Origin of the sequence: Kordia aestuariivivens (assembly GCF_014397005.1) — a bacterium.
In the GTDB taxonomy this organism is placed as follows: Bacteria; Bacteroidota; Bacteroidia; order Flavobacteriales; family Flavobacteriaceae; genus Kordia; species Kordia aestuariivivens.
Genome location: NZ_JACGWS010000008.1, coordinates 135,762 through 153,414, shown reverse-complemented (window position 1 = coordinate 153,414; position 17,653 = coordinate 135,762). Strand labels below are relative to the sequence as shown.

The window sequence follows — 17,653 nt, the reverse complement described above, 5'->3', positions numbered from 1 at the left end:
TTTATCTATTAGGCTTCCAAATTAAGAATTTTATTGCAATCCACTACTTTTTCTCCATCGGAAAAATGTAATTAAATCCAAGTTGCACGGAAGCATATTGTGCTTTGGCAATGTTCTGATATTCAAAGAGATTGTCTGCCATGATGTAAAAATTCATGTTTCCAATGTGTGACGACAGACCAACACCAACGTTTGTTTTGGAAAAACCATCCGCTGTATACGTTACTTTTCCGCTTAAAAAGCTAAATAATCTTCTGTAATAAAATGCGGTTACCGCCAATTGTGGTCGTCTCGATCTGCCAATGGCAAACAATTGCACACCAACTTCATTCAAATAATCGCTATCATCCGCAGTACAATTGCACTCTTTCAAGATTTTTTTTCCGTATTTATACGAAGCGGAACCATTCAATTTCGGCGAACGCCAAGAAGTATAATTTTTTGTAATCGTATCCAACTCGAATAAATCTTCAAAATTATCTGTAATCTCTTGCCAATATTCGTCTGCAGTTTGTCCAGATCCATTGTTGGGAAATAAAGGATTTACACCTTCAAACGTATATTCGCCTTTCAATGTATAGGTTTCTACGTCTTTGGTGTGATGAATAAACCCTAAATCTTGCACGCTTCCCGTAACGGTCCATTGTTCTTTTGGATGATAGGTAAAACCAAAATCAACACCTAAACCTAAATTTCCACCAAAAAGGACACGTTTCCGTAATTCTTTGATGGCTTTTTTATTCCAATCGTTTTGTCCGTCATTGTCTAAATCGATTAAAGAAGCATAACCCGAAGTTTGAAGTTCTAAATCCAAATCAAACGTATGATTGTAAAAATTATTCGTTCCTTCTGTTGTGACAAATCGTCCACTATTGTTCGTGGATTTAAAATTGAGTAAACTCGAATATATTTTTCCGCGCACGCCGTAGGTCCATTTTTTGTTCACTTTGGTGGTTAAACCGACATGCAATACCGAAATCAATTCGCCTTTTGCGTTCAGATCTCCTAAATCGAATTCGCGCCCAATATTACCCTGATTTCCTTCATACGCTAGAATGGCATAATCTCTCGGATAATAAAAATGTACGTCCAATTCTTGATACAATCCAAAAGATAGATATTTATTACGTTCAAACGATTTTCCTACCGCAAATCCGCCACTTAAAATTTCTACTTGCTGATTGATTGTGAAGTAATCCTTCCGATCTAAATTATACACAACACGACGTAGCTTTTCATTGAAATCAATTCCATTATCTGCAAATAAATCATACGCTGAAACACCAGAAGCGCCAGCACTTGCGTGAAGATGTGATAATAACGGAATCCCAACATGCCATTTATAATTGACTTCTGCGCCCGGATTTAACAACAACGATTGTGGAATGTCTGTAAAATTATACAACAATTGCTTGTTCTGCGCATGCGCGAAACAAGAAAAGAGTATGAATAAGATACAGAGTTTTTTCACAGGATCTATAGTTAGTTGTCTTCGGTATCTATTAGAAAGAATAAGGTGGCTTTGGAGCGCATTTTTATATTTCCTGGGCTGTTTTGATTGAGCGGAATTCCCGATGCGCTTGGAAACATATTCAGAACCAATTCGAGGCGTATAGTATTTTTTAATTGTTCCAGCAAAGCATCTTCAAAAAGTTCGGTATGTGTGGTAATTACTTCGGTATTTCCGTTTGGTGTCACATCAATTGCAAACGCATAGGTTATTTGATCATTTTCATCATACATGATAATATCAGCTCTAAAACTTCGATCGATTGAATTGGTGATTTCAAAAAAGAATTCGGCTTTGATTAAGTTATCGCGAAGAAATTCATCATTAAAAACATCCAGCTCTAAATCGTCGCCAACAGTTACAATGGCAGTTCCTGTGGGTTCTTCAAATTCAGACGCGGGAAAGTCAAAAAAGATCAAACTTGATTCTAACACAGGAGAAATCGAAATATCATCCACCTGATCAAAATCGACATCTTTCACACAAGATGTGACTATAAGCAACAACAGTACTGGAATGATTCGTTTTAGCATTGAAGATTCTATTTTGATTGAAAATACCTAGCATAGCGAAATGCTATTTTTTGTCAATTTCAGTGTAAGCGAAAAAATATACTTTTCCTTCTCTTATAACAACTACCCTATTGAAAAAACGACACTTTTAAAGTTTTATTTCAGTATTTTTTCAATTTCCGCTAAGTGATGTACAATTGGACAAAGTGAATGTGTGTGCTTTTTGTCAAAATCTACATGAATAACATGCATGTTTAAAGCATGCGCACCTTGGATGTCCGCTTCAAAACTATCGCCAATCATAACGGCGTTTTCAGGAGCCACATTTGCCAATTGCAACGCGTGATTGAATATTTTTGGATTTGGTTTTTTTACAGCAACACTTTCAGAATCGATGATGTGTTCAAAATAATCATAAATACCCGAAGCTTTTATTTTTCTACGTTGCACATCGCGAAAACCATTGGTAATAATGTGAAGTTTGTATTTTCCGTTTAAATTTTCGAGCAGTTCTTCTGTGTACTCAAAAAGATGATTGTAGCTTGATAAATACGCAATATATTCTTCTGACAAGTGATTGATTAATTCATCTGAAGCATCAAATTCTAACAGCTTGAAGGTTTTTGCCAACCGCTGATACCGAAGTTCGGTTTTGGAAATTTTATCTTCTCGAAAAAGTCGCCAGTATTCTAAATTGATCGGCACATAGACTTCTATAAAACGATCAAAATCGACAGCAACATTACTTTCTGCAAGTATTTTTTGGAAGGTTAATGCTGAATTTTTTTCAAAATCCCAAAGGGTATGATCTAAATCAAAGAAAATATCGGTGATGTTATGCATTGCTGTATTCTTTTAATAAATTGATGTACATTTCTTTCCATTCTACATTGCGTTCGGAAAGTACTACATTGTGAAATATTGGTATAAAAGTACCTTTTACTTCTTGTACTTGCGCTACCATTTTCATGATTTCATTGGTGAAAATTTCAGCTTCAAATTCGCCTCCATATTCCATACAAAAAGGATATACTTTTAAAGGTGTTTGAATTTCCATGCCGATGTCATAAAAGTAAAACGGACTGCAAGTTCCTGCGCGAAATCCGTTTGTATCACAATAGCCCATGGAATAATCTTCTGTGATTTCTAAATCGATTAAATTTCTATAAAATTGCGGCACATTCAACTTATTGTAATGCTGACGCGCGCGTTTTACAGGTTTGTTAATCGTTGTGTTGAGTCGCTTCTTCTCAACTTTTAATTTTTCAATATTTGTGAATGACTCATACGAAGCTAATAGCCCGACTTTACTGTAATCGGAAACATTTTTTATCAAGCGAATGAATTCATTTTTATAAATAGAAATGCTGTGATCATACGTTGAATAATCGCCCAATTGAAAGAAATAATAGGCTTTGGTTTGATATTTTTTGTGTAATGTGATAAACGCTTCAAAGTTGTCATACGGATCATCTTTCATGCTGAGCAATACCGCAAAACGTTCGATGAAACGTGAAAATCGAAACCGAACAATATCTGTGACAAATCCACCAAATGTTCTAATAATTCCGCGCTTTTTGTATGCATACGCCACTGGAATGTTGATCACAGGTTGGTATGAAAAGTTGCGTGCTTCTGGAACCACATTAGGAAATCTTTCTAGGAATATTTTTAAGAATTTCTGGCACCAGATATCTACAACTGGCGTAGAAAGAAAATTATTTTTAAAAGCTAAACTTTCGGCAGCGGTATAGCGTCCGTGTTCATCTTTCACATACGGTAAGTATTCTTCATATCTGCTTAAGAGATAAAAACTTGCTGCAAAAATATCATACGGAACCGTGCTTTTTTCCCCAGCGGGAAAGAAACAAGGCGTTTCATCCCATTGTTGAATGGAGATTTCAACTTCTCCAATTCCTTGTACAAATAGTAAGTCGTGACTACGTACAAAAAACTCGTCGCCAAGCGGTTGTTTTATGTATGACATTTTCACTTCATTATGCGCAATAAAGGTTTCTATCTTTGTGGTAAAATCGACAGGAATCCCCAATATTCGCGTGATTAAGTGTTTGAATGTATACCGTAATCTTGGTGTGATTTTTTGTGTGTATACTAACAGCATTTGGAACTCATTTAAACTTTTTTAATTTGCTAAAAAATTGCTGTTTTCATTTCTGTATTTGTCTTTTTATAATTCCGTAACGCTGCTATGCAATTCAAAAAAGTCTTCATCAGAATTGAAAACTTCTAATTTTCGCTTAAATCCTAAAAATTCAAACGAGTTCTTAAAGTAAGTTTTCATCAGCGAAACTAAAATACTCTTTTTCTGTGATAATTAAATGATCTAATACTTTTATATCTATATTTTCTGCACCTAAACTCAATTTCTTGGTAATCGCTTTGTCAGCCGCACTTGCTTTTAAGGTTCCGGAAGGGTGATTGTGCGCTAAGATAATCGCAACAGCACCAACTTCCAACGCCGTTTTTAGCACCAAGCGAATGTCTACCAATGTTCCAGTAATGCCACCTTTACTCAGCCGTATTTTTTTAAGTACTTTGTTAGAATTGTTGAGGTAAATAATCCAGAATTCTTCATGTGGCAATTCGCCAATAATAGGTTGCATAATGTCAAACACCATTTTGCTCGACGTAATTTTTTTAAGTTCTACTTTGGTTTCTATTTGTCTGCGTTTGCCCAATTCTAAGGCAGCAATAATGGTGATTGCTTTTACGAGTCCGACACCTTTAAATTTTCTCAGTTGATCTTCGGATAGCTTTGCGAGTTCGTTCAAATTTCCGTCAACAGACGCTAAAATTCGTTTTGATAATGAGACTGCACTTTCATCTTTGTTTCCTAATCGGATGAGAATTGCAAGTAATTCGGCATCACTCAATGCTGTTTTTCCTTTGCCTGCTAGTTTTTCACGCGGCCGATCGTCTTTTGACCAATATTTGATAGATTGTAAATGAATTTCTTTCATAAGTTTGTTTACTTTTTAATATGAGTTTGACACAGTTAGATTTAAAGAAAATACTTTAAAAAATCATTCGTTTTTATGTCGAACTCACATAAAGCTACTTATTTTTTACCAAGAAAGCCGTCACGAATTAACAAGCGTTAAAAAAAATGTATAAGCGTTATTTTTTTGTAATTATTTTCACATTTAGCGCGATTACTGTACCTTTATTTTTATAGGAATCATTTTTAGCAAATAGTTCTTATTCAATCAAAAAACTAAAAAAAACACACACCGATGAAATCACTTTTTGACGCTGAAACGCATACTGAAATTCTGAACCGAATAGAAAATTTAACTGAAACAGCAATACCAACTTGGGGAAAAATGTCTGTTGGACAAATGTGTACCCATTGTCAAATGCCATTAGAAATTGCACTCGAAAAACGAACTTTAAGTGGAAAAAAGCCCGGTTTCATGAAGCGTTTGGTGTTTAAATTGTACAAACCTTTAATGTATAACGATAAACCTTGGAGTCAAGGTTTGCCAACCGTACGCGATTTTGTAGTCACCGAAGAAAAAAATGTGGAAACTGAAAAAGCGAAGTTAGTCGAAATTATTTCCGCTTTTCATCAAGAGAAAGACAGACAAGAATGGCCTGCGCATCCAATGTTTGGAAAATTCACACAAGAGCAATGGGGGAAAATGCAATACAAACACTTGGATCATCATTTAACACAATTTGACGTCTAACATGAACTATTTGCAAAAACACCATCAAGAAACGAGTTCCCGTTAGTAACTTTGATTTCTGCGAAAGCCACACGAATTACAGATGATGACGCCGTTCGTGCTTCTATTGCACATATGGCTGCTGTTTTGGAAACTTCTGACAATCCGTATGTGTTAGATGTGGAAAATCCGAGAGTACAAACGTTGACCGATTATATTGTAGGTTTTGAATTGGAAATTACGTTTTGGGAAGGAAAGTTTAAGCTTTCGCAAGATAAATTACCGAAAGATCGAAAGCTGACCAAAGAAGCATTGATACAAAAAAGTCGCCAAAATCTGACGGCTTTTGTGAATGGCATTTTGGATAGATAACACTTAAATTCTATTCAATGCACTTAAAGTTAGCGATCATTTATGGCAAAAATAATCGCTAGTTTTATTGTTTATATAGTGTGAAAATTATTGAACATCATACGCTATTAAACGTCTCTCTACGGTATGTAGTGGATTGGATGAAAAAGAAGATGTATTGAATATGAGTCCAATTTCTTCCGAAAAATAATAGCGATCGAGTCCTGGATATGGATCTACAGATGGATCTTGTCTTGCATACACTTCCATCCATTGGCAATCAAAATCGCCCACAGTTGTTGAAACCATTTCGTTACTAGCTGCTAATGCTGTATACAAATAGAATGAACCACTGCCTCTTAACAAAAATTCTTGATTATCATTTCTTGAAAATTTAACCTTTCCAAATTCATTTACTAAATAGCCCAATGAATCTCTGTAATATTGAAAGTGTTCGCCATTTGGTGAGCAAAACGCTTGATTGGCTTCGTTTCCAGAAGTTCGGGTTCGAAATTTAAAAAAGGTGTTTCCGTCAATTTCTTCGGTGCCAACGATTTTGACAGAATCAATTACATTGATATTTTCAAATACATCAGAATTTGGTGCTGTTCTGCGATAATGATCATACACCCAAAAGTTCCCAACAGTTAACGCATGGAAATTTTGTTCGGGTTCTGGAATTGTATTATCGTCTGTGGAACAGGAAATACAGAATAGTACTAGACACGCTAGTAAAAGGTAACTTTTCATAATTAATCGGTTTTAATAGTTTTAAAAAAAGTAATTATGAAGTATAGTCGTCGGTTTTAATTGGTTCGGTCTGCAAGTAAAACGCTACTTTTTATTGTTTAGTGTATGTGTTGTTTAAATTCGGCAAAATCTAATCCGCCATAGTTTCCTGAACTCATTAATAATAAGGCGGTATTTTCTAATGATTGACTAAATAAATAGTCTTTGAATGCTGCTGGATCGGTATAAATAATTAAATCATCACGCTCAAAAGCTTCCGCAATTTGCGCTTCCGAAACTTCCTCCAATTGCTTGATTTGAACCGCATGCGGCGAATAGAAAACGACTGCTTTATCCGCTGCATCTAACGCGCCTTTGTATTCTTTTAAAAATTCGGCATTCAAACTGCTGTATGTGTGTAATTCTAAACATGCCAAAACCGTTCGGTCTGCGTATTGTTCTTTTACCGCGTTTGTGGTTGCTTGTACTTTACTCGGCGAATGTGCAAAGTCTTTGTACACTACTGTAGAATTGTGTTCGGCAATCTTTTCCAAACGTTTGCTTGCGCCTTTAAACGTCGAAATTGCTTCGTAGAAATCTTCTTCATCGACACCAATATGTTGGCAAATCCACTTTGCTCCTGCCAGATTGTTTAAGTTGTGTTTTCCAAATATTTCTATTGGCATCAAACCATCAGGCGTTTCTAGTAACGTTTCGCCATTTTCAATCTTGTAATTTGGTGTTTTATAGCTGAGTTTACGAATTGGATTTTGAGAAGCTTCCACTACGCGAACTACTTCTGCATCTTCTTCATTGTAATTAATGCTTCCTCCTTTTGTGATAGAATCTACAAAGATTTGAAATTGCTCCACATAGTTTTCGTACGTTGGAAATACATTGATGTGATCCCACGCAATTCCGCTTAGCAACGCAATGTTTGGTTTGTATAGGTGAAATTTTGGGCGACGATCAATTGGCGATGATAAATATTCGTCACCTTCTAATACTATAAAATCGTTTTCTTCCGTCAGATGCACCATCGTGTCAAAACCATCTAATTGCGCGCCCACCATATAATCAACCGCAATATCATGATAGTTCAATACATGTAAAATCATGGAAGTAATTGTCGTTTTTCCATGACTTCCGCCAATAACCACACGTGTTTTGTGTTTCGATTGCTCGTATAAGAATTCTGGATACGAATAGATGGTTACACCTAATTCTTGCGCTTTTAGCAACTCTGCATTGTCAGGTTTTGCGTGCATTCCTAAGATAATCGCGTCTAAATCCGTCGTGATTTTTTCTGGAAACCAGCCAAACGTTTCTGGCAACAAGCCTTTTGCGGCCAATCGTCCTTTTGAAGGTTCAAAAATAACGTCGTCACTTCCTGTAATTTGATATCCTTTGGCATGTAATGCTAAGGCTAAGTTGTGCATGGCACTTCCGCCAATTGCTATAAAATGTATTCGCATGAGTTGTAGAATTCTAAAGTGTAAAGATAAAAGTAGTTTTGGACTTTTGGGAATTTTCTTTTGGGAGAATTATTTTAGGGAATAATACTGGAAATAGTGGTAATTACGGGAAAACGCATTGTGTATGTGTAATCTTTGTTTTACATTTATAAAATAATAGGAACTTTGGAGAAAAATTCCTGTTATTCCCTATAATTAGTATGATATACGGAACTTACTATATCTGTTTTTCCTTTTTTATTACACTTAAAAGGAAATAATATCTATATATTTTGTTATATATATCCTTTTGAGAGTAAAACTATAGATGTCTTGTTCTTTGTACTAAAAAAAATAGCTTGTTTTTAATGAAAAACTAAGTTGTTACAAGGGTTTAGATATAATAGAAATATACGGAATTCCGTATATACATATGTTGTAACACATTAAAAAAAAAATGACAAACAGGTATTTAAGCTATTACCAATTAATCGGAATTATTGCTTCTATGACAATCATTTCGATTTGGGCTTTTAAAGAAGGCGGAATGATGCCTTTCTATATTCTGTTTGCAGGACTTCTATTCTTTCCATTTGCCATTGTTTCAGCTTTTTCACTATTGGACATTGACAAGTACAGAAAAACAATTCAAGGTGGAATTTGGACTGGAACAATTCTCCTTCTAGCTCCTTCCTACACCTTGCCGTTTTTCTTTGAATGGGGCGGACTTGCAATAGCTTTGATCTGTACTGCAATTGGATTTTACGTTTGGACTAAAAGAAATGAGATCAAATGGCAAATTTCAATATTCAATATAATCGGAACAGTTATACTAACAGTGACACTTATCTCGCTAACAGTAGCAAGTATAGGCTGAAAAAAATAAAAAACGTGCTACAACAAAGGCTAAGCAAACATGCTCGGTGAACGGTAAACATTCACATATTATCTTTCAAACCAAATTCATCTTGGCGATGAAATTCACAGTTTGAAAGCCGCACGTTTCTTAGCCAAACCGTTGCCAGTAATTTGAGAAACTCGTTAACTCAATGAAAACTAGCTTACACTCATTCTAACTTTCATAAATAAATCATCTGAATTATATTAGGCTTAAATTATAAAAAATGACTTTAAGAAAAATAACTCTTCTATTTTGTTTATGTCTGATTTTTGGATGTTCAAGGAAACTCGTTCCTGTTGATATCTATATTAACCTAGAAAAAAAGGATGACAAAACCAAATATGGAAATTTAAACATTGTTTTAAAAAATTCTGATAATAATAAGATTATTGGTAGTTTAAATACATCAAAAGATTTTAAAAAAGCAGAAATCGTAAAATTCAAGAAAGCTAAAATTTATTTGAATATAAACTACGGAAATAGAAATTGTGGATTTGAAAAAACAATTAATCAAAAAGGGAAATTAAAATATGAATTATACGATAATGGCAAAAAAAAATTCATCGACTTGTACTTTCTCAAAAACAAGTTCAAATATCAAGAACTTGTTCATTTGCATCTAAATGACCAAATCAATTTCCAACAAGGAATTCATTTAAAAGACTGGATTTCTAATAAAAATACAAATGTTATTTTCTCTTCTGGAGAATTATTTGATTTGAGCAATATAAATCAAAACTCAAAAGAATTAACATTTAGAGACTTTTCAATTGCAATAGATAAAGACGAATTAAGAACTCTATGGTTTATCGACAAAAAAGAAAGTGGATTTCTAGAGAAAAGAAAACAATACGCAAAAACTTTGATTAATGAACAAAATGGAACAACTACTATAAATTTTGAGAATTTAAGATTCTATATTGAAAATTCAGGAAACTTTAAATTACGAAAGTTGTTTCAAATCAGAACTGAAGGAAAAGAAATTATTGAATTTGAATAAAAACTACTGGCAACACAGTATAAAATTAATTGCTAGTTCTAGCCTATTTACGAAAGTCCTCGCGGACTTTCTATCTGTGATTTATTTGCTAACTTTAGCGCTTAAATCACGCAACTAACCATACACAAACACGTTAACAATAATTATGAAAAAAATATTTTTCTCTTCTATTCTAATCCTTTTTCTTGCCTGTGATAATATAGAGAATTATAAAAAATATTATGATAACGGACAATTATCGGTAACGGGAAAATTTAAAAATGGTAAAAGAATTGGAGAATGGAAAGCTTTTTATGAAAATGGACAATTAAAAGAAGTTTTATATCACGACGAAAATGAAAAAGTGTTTGGAGAAAAGAAAACTTACTATGAAAATGGGCAATTAAAATTTAGAGCGAATTATGAAAATAATTTTCTAATTGGAAATGGTGAATATTATTATGATAATGGTCAGTTATCAGAAATAGGAACTTACGAAGACGGTAAGCCTACTGGAATCTGGAAATTTTATTTTGAAAATGGAAGTCTTAAAAAAAGTGGTGAAGTGATAAATGGAAAGAATTATGATGGTTTATGGAAATATTATCACGAAAACGGACAATTAAAAGATAGTGGTGTTTATATAAATGCAAACCCCGATGGAGAATGGAAATCATATCATAAAAACGGTCAAATATATCAAATCAAATACTGGACAACTGGCAAATTGATGAACGTAACGTCTTGTTTTGATGGAAAAGGAAACGATCTAGATATCGGCACGTTAAAAAATGGTAATGGGATACTAAAAGAGTATGATATTAATGGGAACCTAATAAAAGAAATCTCATATGTTAATGGCAAAGAACTGGAGTAACTATTGTTAACATCATATATAAAATCAGAGCAAAGTTTAGTGTCAATCGAAAGATCATTTCCTTTTTGCGATGGCGCTAGATTTTTATAAATTGAATAAGAAATAAAAATGCGCAGATAAATCGATTGGTCCTGGCTTGTTTGCCTTGCTCCGATTCATATATTTGGCGTTGTGTGTCATTAAAAGAAAATGAGATTAATACCAGTAATAGAAATCGGATATGCAAATCAGGGGATCGAAACTCCTGAACATGGACCATATTGGGAATACCCCAATGAATGGGATGATTTCAATAACAAGTCATACAAAAAAGCAGGATTTAAGGATTCTTTTATACCAATTGACCCTGGAGCTTCTCTTTATGAAATTGATTTAATTAGTGACGATAACTTAAAAAAAATTGTAGTTGATCATACTCAAGAGCTACGAAATGGTGATTATGACCGTGACCAAGCAAGTCCATTGTTTGGTGGATATGTTCTCGAAATCAATGGAGAAAGACTTTTCTATCCACAATGTTGCGGAGATTTAGGAGACATCCAATTTTGGAGAAACATATCGAATACCAAAGAATCTTATTACGAAGGACATCCTGCTCCGATTGTAAAGTTTAAGAATGAGGAGATTGTATTTGACTTGAATGTTCAGGAGTTTGATGAAGAATTTACCCCAATTCCTAAAAGAAGAGTTTTTCAATTAAGAAAAGAGGAATTGAAAAAGGCTATTAAAGAGGCGGAATCGACTTTGGAAAAATTTGCAAACCGATTTCAAGTGATTAATGAATCTGAAGACTTGAGATTGGAAAGAATTGAAGATTTGCTGGTTTGGGAAAACATTAATTATTAATAAAAACGACACACAACAATGGCTAAAAAAATCATAGCTGCCCTGCGGGACAGCAACGCTTTTTAGCCAAACCGTTGTGCGTCATTAAAGCAATGAAACTAAAAATAGACTTTCAAAAAATAAAAGAACTTAGAGAAAGATTATCAATCCCTTTGGATTTAGCCAAAGAATTGATAATTGAGAATGATGGTGATTTATTGACTTGCGAACAAGAGTTCCATAGAAACAACATCAATACTATATGTAGACTTACTGAATGTGACGAAATAACAGCTGATAAATATTATAGAATTTGTGAATTTGACATAGAGAAATCTATCAAAAAAATACACGAGCAGTTGTCCTATCTGACAATTAACTCAAATGAGTCCATTCATAAAATAGGATTTATATTATGGGCAGAAAATGAAAGCCTTGACAAATATTTAACTTCAAGAGATAAAAGCCTCTTTATTCAAACTAAAGATTTTGAATATGTTATTGAAGCTTTTGAATCAGTATTCCCAATGAAAGATTTAGATGACGGTTCAATACAATCTTCTTTTAGCTATACAAGTAATAATTTTTTTGACAATAAAACGAGTAGAATTATTGTTGAAAGAATGTCTAAAATCAAAACAAAAGACCCAAATGTAGAATTGTTTATTAGAGATTTAATTAAATGGTTCAATATTCAATTAAGGTATGCTGATGACATTATTGTCTATGGAAATTTATAAAAAACGAACGCACAACACGGTGTATAAAACCGTTGTAGCACATTAAACCAAAATAACGTGAAAAGAATGAATACCTATATAATCTTCGGATTTTTAGCATTAATCGGAATATTTGCTTTGATTAGCTGGAATTCAAAACGGAATTCAAACACACTTGGAATTGCCGAAAACAAGACTGAATTACGGAATCGTGAAATCCGACAAGAAAAACGAGATTTAAAACTTACTGTCTCTTATGACTATGAAGGAAACACAAAAACCATATCTGAAAAAGCGACAGCGGAAATAATAAAAAGCACGATGGAATCAATTAACTGGAATGAATTTCACATTGTGCAACTGGAAGACGAAAGTGATAATTCTTTTAAAGGTTTACACGTGAGTGGAAGTTTATTGGAAGATGGATTGGCTTCTGGATTTGTGACAGACGACGACCATATTCTAATGGTAAAGCCGATAGCAACAGTTGACCAAATGACTGAAATACTACTTGACTTTTTGAAAGGAGAAGATATTTGGCGGAATAAATATGAATATAAATAACGTGCTACAACAATGTATAACCGCAATTACGGCGGATTCGACTATGTCCGAATCCACTCGGAATTGCTAAAGTCTGTGCCAAACCGAAAATTAGCGTCAATTTACACGCTACGTTCCATATACAAAACCGTTGCACACAACACAAAAGAAAAAATATAATAGCAGCTATGTTTAACAAGTTTATCTTCTTTAGATTATTCTTGATCGTTTTCACAAATCAAGGCAATTCTCAATCTCTAGAGAACCTAAAAGAGATCAATAAAATCTGGGCGAAATTTTATCTAGCTTTTGATTCATTGGATTATAAAATAATGGCAGAGATTCATTCAAAAGAATTAATTCGTATTTCAGGTGGTAAAAAAATCACAGATTATGAAAATTATATAAACAACTATAAAACAAGGTTTGAAAAACCCAAAAACGATACTTGCTGAAGAAAATAAACATGACAATGAATTGCGAAAACCTCCTTTAGTTTTATTTAATCACAATAAACCAATCGTAATTTCTTACTTTTAAAAGATGAATATAATAGCCGTAATATTAATAATCTTAAAAACATATTCAAATGAACAACAGCACTATTAAAGCATTTTTTAACGAAATTATACTAGATAAATTCATGGTCAACTTCGTTCCTGGATTGATTTTATTCTTTGTACTCACTACATTTATACGTATTCCAATGGGCGAAGGACTTACCATATTTCTGATTGTCACTTCAATTTCGTGGGTTTTGGGAATACTACTAGAAATGACCTTTTTTAGAAAAACGTATTTGACTCGAAGAGAAAATACAGCATTCACTACAAGTCAAAGTCTAAATTTATTATTTGGCAAAATTGGAATCAGTATTATAATTGCTTGCGTATTGTGGATTGATATAGAAGCCGTTATTGAATATAGAGGAAATACAGCAGAAGCTATTTTTCTTATCATCAGATTTTTAGTTTTTACTTTGGCTGGACTTTTCTTGTACTTATATTACTTGAAAAGTAGAATAAAAGAATAAATACTTGTTAATGGAAGAATTGACACCAACAGCACAGACTGAAGAAGTTAATGTTTGTAATACATGCGCAAGTGAATTTTTCGTGCATACATCTAAAATGAAAAATATATGTCCAGAATGTGCGCATCTGATATATAATCACAAAAGATGTTTTCACAAGTTTGAAAACGAAAGATGCAGTAAATGTTATTGGAATGGTAAAACTTCGGCGTATGCTTTAAAATTAAAACAGAAAGCTTTAAAGAAACAAAAAAACGCAAGAATAAATGTGCTAATAGGCATCATTTTTACAGCAATTTCGCTAATACAATCTCTTTCAGGTTTACTCTTTGGTGGCATTTCATATTGGGGACTTTTTGGATTACTCATCTTCATCCCTTTTTTAATGCGATCTATTCAATATAAAAAGCAATTAGACAAGGAATATAACATTCTTTAGAATCCAATAAAATTAAACTACATTGTTTTCTCATAAAAAACAAGCATATTTAGCACGGCAATAATCCCTAATACACATAATCAACATTAGAAATACAAAACACGATAACAAGCTTGGAAAGTCACTATCTTAGGAGAATGTCGTAAGAATGACGCATCAAATACATTGCGGAAATTTGAATACAGTGTACAAAACCTATAATCTTGTCCCGAATTAGAATAAGAAATGAAACAACCCGACTTAGGTAAAAAAATTTCAGAATTAAGGCTCGCAAAAGGGCTAACCCAAAGTGAACTTGCCGAAAAGTGCAATTTGAGCCTGCGGACGATTCAACGAATAGAATCAGCGGAAGTAACACCAAGAAGTTATTCTGTTAAATTGATTTTTAAAAATTTGGACTATGAAGGATATACTTCGCTTGATAAAGATTCAGAGGAAGATGAAAATGTAACTGATAGATCTAACTTAAAAACAAACATCACAAAGAAGGCATTGATTATAGCACTCGTAACTTGTATAATTGCCTTAGGTTATTTGGCATTCGATTCAAAAAGCGAAGTGCAATCTGCTGCACAAGTAAAGACAATTATTAAAGAGTCGCAAGCCAACATAAAAAAGTGGATGAATACAAATCAAGTAGACTCTGTATTAACGCTATACAAAGAAGATGCTTGTGTTTTACAATCGATCTGTGGCAAAATTGAAATTCGTAAAATGTTGCAATCTGCGATCAATAAGAACTATAAATTATTAGAATACAACATTGTGTCTGTAAGTGTTGCTGATTCAATTGCTGTCGAAAAATATGAGAACATCCATGAATTCAAAGGTAAAACTCGAAAGCAAGTTGGAATCACAGAATGGCGTCTTACAAAAGGCAAATGGTTCATCGTGAATGATGTATTTCGCGAATATTAAAGCTTCTGTTTATCCTAAAAAAGTTAATCCTTACTAATGAAAATAAAATACTTGCTCGTATTACTTTTAGTCAATTCTATAAGTTGTAAATCACAAGAAAATCGAAATTCAGAAACGATAAAAAGTGATTACATACAAGAAATGACACCAATAAACACAGTCATTAAAAAATATCTAAACACGAATTATGTTGCGCTCAATTCTTTAAATGTGACTGAATTTACTAAAAAAACAGATTCTTTAAAAAGAATGTATACCACACTATTAAATCGATACAAAGGCAAGCTTGATGAAGGTATATTTAAAGATGAATTTCTAACAGTAAATTCTATTTTTCATCAAAAAACTCTTGAGTATCCTGAACAGCACAAAAAGTTTACAGGAGAAATCGTAGTCTTATCAAAAAAGAATCAAGCAAAAATAAACAGGTTTCTCCAAAAATCTAATGATGCAAATTTACTTTCAAATAAGAGTTTTAGACGTTTTATTGAATCTTATATTCGTATTGAATCAAGAAAAGAAATTGAAACACTTGATCATGAAAAATTCGCAACTCAACAATTAACTGGTGATTTGATTACCATTGATGCACTCTTCAAAAATAAAAAAGTAATCGATTTTTGGACACAAGAATATCTATACAATCACATATATACGATGGGAATTAGAAATATAACCCATTTGTACGAACGATTTATTGCCTCTTGTGAAACACCTGAATACACAACCAAGGTTCGTGACATCTACAATTCACATAAAAAAGGAAGAGCATCTCACAACATTGAAATCTATAAAAAAGTAAAAACTTTTGAATTGGAAATGCATCTTTTTTTACCTGATACAATTGTCTTCAAAGGTGATAGACCTACAATTGTTCAATTTCATGGAGGAAGTTGGTCTGGAGGAAAACCTGATTGGTTTTTTGAAACTGCCGCAGCTTATGCAAAACAAGGTTGGGTAATTGCTGTTGTGGAATACAGAATAAAAGCAAAACAAGGCAACTCTCCTTTTCAAGCTGTAAAAGATGCGAAATCTGCCATTCGATGGTTGCGAAAAAATGCTGAACGATTAAAAATAGATTCAAACAAAATTGTAGCGACAGGTAATTCCGCAGGAGGACATTTGGCCATTGCAACAAGCTTGGTTGAAAATTGGAATGAAAAAACGGATGATCGTACGATAAGTGCTGTGCCAACTATTGTAATTGTAAACTCAGCTGTTTATGATTTAACAGTCGCTAACACAAAATGGATTGTAGAAGGCTTAGAGAACAAAGACCTTGTAAAAGAAATATCTCCAAATAGTTTGATCTCGAAAAGCACAACGAAAATGCTCTTAATTCACGGAGAAAACGATCGAAGGTGTACGTATAGTTCTGCTGAAAAATTTTATACTGAAATGAAATCGTTAGGCAATGACATTGAACTACATACCATAAAAGATGCGACTCATTTTATTTGGTATGGAAGACATTCCCAAGAAGTCTCGAAAATCACAAGCGAATATCTTGAAAAACTAAATTTCTAAGAAAACTATGCGCTACGCTATGTAAATTCAACTTAACTTCTCCCTTATTCGATTTGAAATTCCTAAATTAGTTGCAAGCAATATTAAATGCTCGTAATGATCTTAAAAATAGACGATACTATTGAATTGAAAAGCCTAGCACAATCAGACGCGCTTGCTATTTTCAATACGATTGATAGTCAACGAATATACTTAGGAAAATGGTTGCCATTTGTAGCATTGACCAAAGAACTCGCGGACACCGAAAACTTTATCAATTCGGTTTTAAATACCCCAAAAGAGAAACTTGAATTCGTATTCACCATTAGAAAACACGATGAATTTGTGGGTCTGATTGGGCTTAAAAATACGGACACGCTCAATAAGAAAACTGAAATTGGGTATTGGCTTTCTGAAAAATCTCAAGGACAAGGCATCATCACAAAATCTGTAGCAAAATTGTGCGATTTCATATTCAACGAACTTCATCTAAACAGAATCGAAATAAAATGTGCTATTGGCAATGAACCAAGTATCGGAATTCCGAAACGACTCGGCTGTACTTTTGAAGGTATAGAACGACAAGGCGAATGGATTAAAGATGATTTATATCACGACTTAGAAGTATACAGCAAACTGAAATCGGATGTTTTTGCTAAATAATATAA

At 33.4% G+C, this 17,653-nt stretch carries 20 protein-coding genes; 13 read left to right on the top strand and 7 right to left on the bottom strand.

From position 1 onward, the window contains the following. Positions 1-43: 43 nt before the first annotated feature. The 5 genes from H2O64_RS14025 to radC form a co-directional block, all read right to left on the bottom strand. On the bottom strand, positions 44-1,471 hold the full coding sequence (locus tag H2O64_RS14025; RefSeq protein ID WP_317173831.1) for a DUF5723 family protein: 1,428 nt from the start codon (positions 1,469-1,471) through the stop codon (positions 44-46). Between the two features lie 11 nt (positions 1,472-1,482). Further along, positions 1,483-2,043 (bottom strand): hypothetical protein, encoded by a 561-nt coding sequence (locus H2O64_RS14020; protein ID WP_187562834.1) that lies wholly within the window; start codon positions 2,041-2,043, stop codon positions 1,483-1,485. Positions 2,044-2,178: 135 nt separating this feature from the next. After that, complete coding sequence (locus tag H2O64_RS14015) at positions 2,179-2,865, bottom strand: YjjG family noncanonical pyrimidine nucleotidase (protein ID WP_187562833.1); 687 nt, start codon at positions 2,863-2,865, stop codon at positions 2,179-2,181. Next, the gene (locus H2O64_RS14010; RefSeq protein ID WP_187562832.1) at positions 2,858-4,144 is read right to left on the bottom strand and encodes a polysaccharide deacetylase family protein; all 1,287 of its coding nucleotides are present in this window, start codon (positions 4,142-4,144) and stop codon (positions 2,858-2,860) included. Before H2O64_RS14010 ends, H2O64_RS14015 begins: the two co-directional genes overlap by 8 nt. A 163-nt stretch (positions 4,145-4,307) precedes the next feature. Then, positions 4,308-5,003 (bottom strand): RadC family protein, encoded by a 696-nt coding sequence (gene radC, locus H2O64_RS14005; RefSeq protein WP_187562831.1) that lies wholly within the window; start codon positions 5,001-5,003, stop codon positions 4,308-4,310. A gap of 273 nt (positions 5,004-5,276) precedes the next feature. Between radC and H2O64_RS14000 the strand changes: the two genes are divergently transcribed. Further along, entirely contained in the window at positions 5,277-5,732 is a 456-nt protein-coding gene (locus H2O64_RS14000; RefSeq protein WP_187562830.1) for a DUF1569 domain-containing protein, read from the top strand. Positions 5,733-5,783: 51 nt separating this feature from the next. Further along, a complete protein-coding gene (locus H2O64_RS13995) occupies positions 5,784-6,083 on the top strand; it encodes a hypothetical protein (protein WP_187562829.1) in 300 nt (99 codons plus the stop codon). Positions 6,084-6,170: 87 nt separating this feature from the next. Here the strand turns inward: H2O64_RS13995 and H2O64_RS13990 are convergent, their stop codons facing one another. Then, positions 6,171-6,812, bottom strand: a complete 642-nt coding sequence (locus H2O64_RS13990; protein WP_187562828.1) for a hypothetical protein — start codon at positions 6,810-6,812, stop codon at positions 6,171-6,173. A gap of 98 nt (positions 6,813-6,910) precedes the next feature. Then, a complete protein-coding gene (locus H2O64_RS13985; protein ID WP_187562827.1) occupies positions 6,911-8,266 on the bottom strand; it encodes a UDP-N-acetylmuramate--L-alanine ligase in 1,356 nt (451 codons plus the stop codon). 436 nt (positions 8,267-8,702) lie between these two features. Between H2O64_RS13985 and H2O64_RS13980 the strand changes: the two genes are divergently transcribed. The 11 genes from H2O64_RS13980 (at position 8,703) to H2O64_RS13930 (ending at position 17,648) form a co-directional block, all read left to right on the top strand. After that, positions 8,703-9,122 carry a hypothetical protein gene (locus tag H2O64_RS13980; RefSeq protein ID WP_187562826.1) on the top strand — a complete coding sequence of 140 codons (420 nt, stop codon included), beginning with the start codon at positions 8,703-8,705 and terminating at the stop codon, positions 9,120-9,122. Positions 9,123-9,369: 247 nt separating this feature from the next. Continuing rightward, positions 9,370-10,146, top strand: a complete 777-nt coding sequence (locus H2O64_RS13975; RefSeq protein ID WP_187562825.1) for a hypothetical protein — start codon at positions 9,370-9,372, stop codon at positions 10,144-10,146. Between the two features lie 145 nt (positions 10,147-10,291). Continuing rightward, positions 10,292-11,002: a toxin-antitoxin system YwqK family antitoxin gene (locus H2O64_RS13970; protein ID WP_187562824.1), complete on the top strand. Its 711-nt coding sequence runs from the start codon at positions 10,292-10,294 to the stop codon at positions 11,000-11,002. Positions 11,003-11,191: 189 nt separating this feature from the next. After that, a complete protein-coding gene (locus H2O64_RS13965; protein ID WP_187562823.1) occupies positions 11,192-11,848 on the top strand; it encodes a class I SAM-dependent methyltransferase in 657 nt (218 codons plus the stop codon). A gap of 92 nt (positions 11,849-11,940) precedes the next feature. Beyond that, the gene (locus H2O64_RS13960) at positions 11,941-12,567 is read left to right on the top strand and encodes a hypothetical protein (protein WP_187562822.1); all 627 of its coding nucleotides are present in this window, start codon (positions 11,941-11,943) and stop codon (positions 12,565-12,567) included. Positions 12,568-12,633: 66 nt separating this feature from the next. Next, a complete protein-coding gene (locus H2O64_RS13955; protein ID WP_187562821.1) occupies positions 12,634-13,110 on the top strand; it encodes a hypothetical protein in 477 nt (158 codons plus the stop codon). 568 nt (positions 13,111-13,678) lie between these two features. Continuing rightward, positions 13,679-14,122 (top strand): hypothetical protein, encoded by a 444-nt coding sequence (locus tag H2O64_RS13950; RefSeq protein ID WP_187562820.1) that lies wholly within the window; start codon positions 13,679-13,681, stop codon positions 14,120-14,122. A 10-nt stretch (positions 14,123-14,132) separates the two neighbouring features. Then, positions 14,133-14,561: a hypothetical protein gene (locus H2O64_RS13945; protein ID WP_187562819.1), complete on the top strand. Its 429-nt coding sequence runs from the start codon at positions 14,133-14,135 to the stop codon at positions 14,559-14,561. A 225-nt stretch (positions 14,562-14,786) separates the two neighbouring features. Continuing rightward, positions 14,787-15,479 carry a helix-turn-helix domain-containing protein gene (locus H2O64_RS13940; RefSeq protein ID WP_187562818.1) on the top strand — a complete coding sequence of 231 codons (693 nt, stop codon included), beginning with the start codon at positions 14,787-14,789 and terminating at the stop codon, positions 15,477-15,479. 36 nt (positions 15,480-15,515) lie between these two features. Then, entirely contained in the window at positions 15,516-17,006 is a 1,491-nt protein-coding gene (locus H2O64_RS13935; protein WP_187562817.1) for an alpha/beta hydrolase, read from the top strand. 96 nt (positions 17,007-17,102) lie between these two features. Next, positions 17,103-17,648, top strand: coding sequence for a GNAT family N-acetyltransferase (locus H2O64_RS13930; RefSeq protein ID WP_187562816.1), 546 nt, complete (start codon positions 17,103-17,105; stop codon positions 17,646-17,648). Positions 17,649-17,653 lie beyond the last annotated feature (5 nt).

Coding starts and splice junctions, on each gene's coding strand:
- H2O64_RS14020 (WP_187562834.1), bottom strand. CDS start 2,043: ATGCTAAAACGAATCATTCCAGTACTGTTGTTGCTTATAGTCACATCT.
- H2O64_RS13950 (WP_187562820.1), top strand. CDS start 13,679: ATGAACAACAGCACTATTAAAGCATTTTTTAACGAAATTATACTAGAT.
- H2O64_RS13970 (WP_187562824.1), top strand. CDS start 10,292: ATGAAAAAAATATTTTTCTCTTCTATTCTAATCCTTTTTCTTGCCTGT.
- H2O64_RS13985 (WP_187562827.1), bottom strand. CDS start 8,266: ATGCGAATACATTTTATAGCAATTGGCGGAAGTGCCATGCACAACTTA.
- H2O64_RS13975 (WP_187562825.1), top strand. CDS start 9,370: ATGACTTTAAGAAAAATAACTCTTCTATTTTGTTTATGTCTGATTTTT.
- H2O64_RS14015 (WP_187562833.1), bottom strand. CDS start 2,865: ATGCATAACATCACCGATATTTTCTTTGATTTAGATCATACCCTTTGG.
- H2O64_RS14010 (WP_187562832.1), bottom strand. CDS start 4,144: ATGCTGTTAGTATACACACAAAAAATCACACCAAGATTACGGTATACA.
- H2O64_RS13935 (WP_187562817.1), top strand. CDS start 15,516: ATGAAAATAAAATACTTGCTCGTATTACTTTTAGTCAATTCTATAAGT.
- H2O64_RS13980 (WP_187562826.1), top strand. CDS start 8,703: ATGACAAACAGGTATTTAAGCTATTACCAATTAATCGGAATTATTGCT.
- radC (WP_187562831.1), bottom strand. CDS start 5,003: ATGAAAGAAATTCATTTACAATCTATCAAATATTGGTCAAAAGACGAT.
- H2O64_RS13990 (WP_187562828.1), bottom strand. CDS start 6,812: ATGAAAAGTTACCTTTTACTAGCGTGTCTAGTACTATTCTGTATTTCC.
- H2O64_RS13955 (WP_187562821.1), top strand. CDS start 12,634: ATGAATACCTATATAATCTTCGGATTTTTAGCATTAATCGGAATATTT.
- H2O64_RS13960 (WP_187562822.1), top strand. CDS start 11,941: ATGAAACTAAAAATAGACTTTCAAAAAATAAAAGAACTTAGAGAAAGA.
- H2O64_RS13945 (WP_187562819.1), top strand. CDS start 14,133: ATGGAAGAATTGACACCAACAGCACAGACTGAAGAAGTTAATGTTTGT.
- H2O64_RS13940 (WP_187562818.1), top strand. CDS start 14,787: ATGAAACAACCCGACTTAGGTAAAAAAATTTCAGAATTAAGGCTCGCA.
- H2O64_RS13930 (WP_187562816.1), top strand. CDS start 17,103: ATGATCTTAAAAATAGACGATACTATTGAATTGAAAAGCCTAGCACAA.
- H2O64_RS14000 (WP_187562830.1), top strand. CDS start 5,277: ATGAAATCACTTTTTGACGCTGAAACGCATACTGAAATTCTGAACCGA.
- H2O64_RS13965 (WP_187562823.1), top strand. CDS start 11,192: ATGAGATTAATACCAGTAATAGAAATCGGATATGCAAATCAGGGGATC.